This window comes from Arsenophonus sp. ENCA (assembly GCF_002287155.1).
GTDB classification, from domain to species: domain Bacteria; phylum Pseudomonadota; class Gammaproteobacteria; order Enterobacterales; family Enterobacteriaceae; genus Arsenophonus; species Arsenophonus nilaparvatae.
Genome location: NZ_NHNG01000477.1, coordinates 1 through 2,096, shown reverse-complemented (window position 1 = coordinate 2,096; position 2,096 = coordinate 1). Strand labels below are relative to the sequence as shown.

At 45.1% G+C, this 2,096-nt stretch carries 5 protein-coding genes; 3 read left to right on the top strand and 2 right to left on the bottom strand.

Features of this window, described 5'->3' with window-relative positions; genetic code table 11:
- Positions 1-51 precede the first annotated feature (51 nt).
- The gene (locus tag CBG25_RS12325; RefSeq protein WP_290606949.1) at positions 52-228 is read right to left on the bottom strand and encodes an invasion protein IagB family protein; all 177 of its coding nucleotides are present in this window, start codon (positions 226-228) and stop codon (positions 52-54) included.
- A gap of 6 nt (positions 229-234) precedes the next feature.
- On the bottom strand, positions 235-696 hold the full coding sequence (locus tag CBG25_RS12320; protein ID WP_290606948.1) for an IS30 family transposase: 462 nt from the start codon (positions 694-696) through the stop codon (positions 235-237).
- 60 nt (positions 697-756) lie between these two features.
- Between CBG25_RS12320 and CBG25_RS12315 the strand changes: the two genes are divergently transcribed.
- The 3 genes from CBG25_RS12315 to CBG25_RS12305 form a co-directional block, all read left to right on the top strand.
- Complete coding sequence (locus CBG25_RS12315) at positions 757-1,110, top strand: hypothetical protein (RefSeq protein ID WP_290606352.1); 354 nt, start codon at positions 757-759, stop codon at positions 1,108-1,110.
- Positions 1,107-1,460: an IS66 family insertion sequence element accessory protein TnpB gene (tnpB, locus tag CBG25_RS12310; protein WP_290604955.1), complete on the top strand. Its 354-nt coding sequence runs from the start codon at positions 1,107-1,109 to the stop codon at positions 1,458-1,460. The genes CBG25_RS12315 and tnpB overlap by 4 nt, the downstream gene beginning before the upstream one ends.
- Positions 1,461-1,501: 41 nt before the next feature.
- Positions 1,502-2,096: IS66 family transposase zinc-finger binding domain-containing protein (locus CBG25_RS12305; RefSeq protein WP_290606354.1), on the top strand; the 595-nt coding region annotated here is incomplete at its 3' end.

Genomic DNA, 2,096 nt, shown 5'->3' with positions numbered 1-2,096 from the left:
TTGATAGTTTATTTTTTTGATTTAAGAAAAAGTTATAGGGGAATATATTTTTTATTGTAGGTGTTTGCTGATCATTTCTCCGTCTTTAATCTGATTATAGTATTGATAAATTTTATTTGCATAGTGGAAACGATTTTTAATTGATGTATTGGTATTTTTCATTCCAGCGTTATACATGCCAACGGCTAGCCAATGGGCCCATTCCCAGTCGAAACGCAACAAACCCATAAAACGTTATGCAGCCATTAGATGAGCTAAAAATACTTCATTTGGAGAAAAATAGCCCAACGATTTTCGTCCCCGAGTATTAAGTATGTGCTCAAGTTCTGCAATCTCGTTGTCCGTGACTGAGTTGAAGTCCGTTCCTTTTGGGTAAAAACGGCGGATAAGTCCGTTACTGTGTTCATTTAAACCACGCTCCCATGAGTGATAAGGCCTGGCAAAGAAGACATTAGCACCGGTGATCTCAGTTATCTGTTTATGCATGGAGAACTCAGAACCGTTATCGGCCGTCAAAGTTTTAAAGTCACAGAAGGTATTTGCTACAATGTCAAGGAAAGCATCTACAACAGTATCAGCGCGTTTATTCGGTAACTTGCGGATAATAATCTGCTTGGTAGCTTTATCCGCTAGAGTCAGTAAGAATGACTTCTGATCTTTACCAAATACAGTGTAAGCGTCGTTAAATCCGCACATTTTTTTACTTCTCCTAATTTGTCATCATGTTCATCTCTAAAAATTGAGGAGAAATATTAGATGGGAGTTTACCGTACAGATGATGAATGGCGAGCCATCATTGAAGCTCAGAAATGTTCTGGATTAAATCCAACTCAGTATTGTCGTCAGAATACGATTACCCGCAGCGCATTCTGCAATGCAAAAAAGCGGCTTTATCCTGTGAAAGAACAGCCCACGCATTTTATTCACGCCATGGCGCCAAATGCGCTTATGACCTCCAGGGATGAAAAGTTGACGACTAAAATCTCCACGATAGAGAAGGCACAAACGCATTTGATTATCACCCTGGAGCTGTCTCACTGTACGTTACGGCTGACAACCGGAATTTCTCCGTGTTGGCTGGCAACCTTCATTCGCGAGATGGCACCATGAAGATGTTTGTCGAAGTGCCAGCCATTTACCTCTATTCAGGTCATGTTGACTTTCGTAAGAGTATCAACGGCCTGTTGCTGATTATCGAGCAGGATATGGCACATTCCCCTTTCGATGAGGCCCTGTTCGTCTTCTGCAACCGACATCGTGACAAGGTAAAAGCCCTTTACTGGGATAAAACCGGTTTCTGTCTCTGGTACAAACGCCTGGAGCAAGATTTTTTCCGTTGGCCTGCTGCCAGTCAAAAAACCTTACAATTGACCGAAGAACAGTGGTACTGGTTGCTCGCTGGTGTCGACCTGGCTAAAATGCGCCTGCACCAACCACTCAACTGCAGGATAGCCAGTTAAATTTTGCGGAGGATTTTGCCGCGGCATGGTAAAGTCACGTCATGAATATCTCGATAGATAACTTACCCAACGATATCAATTTGCTAAAACAGATTATCGTTGATTTTCAGCGCGAAAATCTTCATTGGCAGGAAAAATACCAAATTCTGCTGGAAGAGTTAAATCTTTGCCGCCGAAAACGCTTTGGGCGCAGCGCCGAGCCGCTTTCCCCGCAGGGTGAGGTTTTTAACGAAGCTGAAGTTGAGGCGGATCGACCCGACGCGGCGCCCAGCGATGACGAAGCCTGTGAAACCCAATTATCTGACGACAATGATAGTATTACGGACGATGCCGTCCCGGATGCAACTGTTCCTTCGTCTGCGAAAAAACGCCGCCCACGACTGCCACCCCATCTGCCGCGCAGGGAAATTATTGTTCACCTACCGTCCGGGGAGCAGGCGTGTGATTGCTGCCATCAGCCGATGCACGTGATGGGTGGAGAAGTGCGTGAAGAGCTTGAGTTTATACCTGCTCACGTGCAAGTTACCCGTTATATCCGTGAAAAATACGGCTGTCGATACTGTGAGCAACATGGCACAGAAGGTAGTGTAAAGGTAGCCCCTCCGCCGCCGGCGCTTATCCCTAAGAGTTACGCCA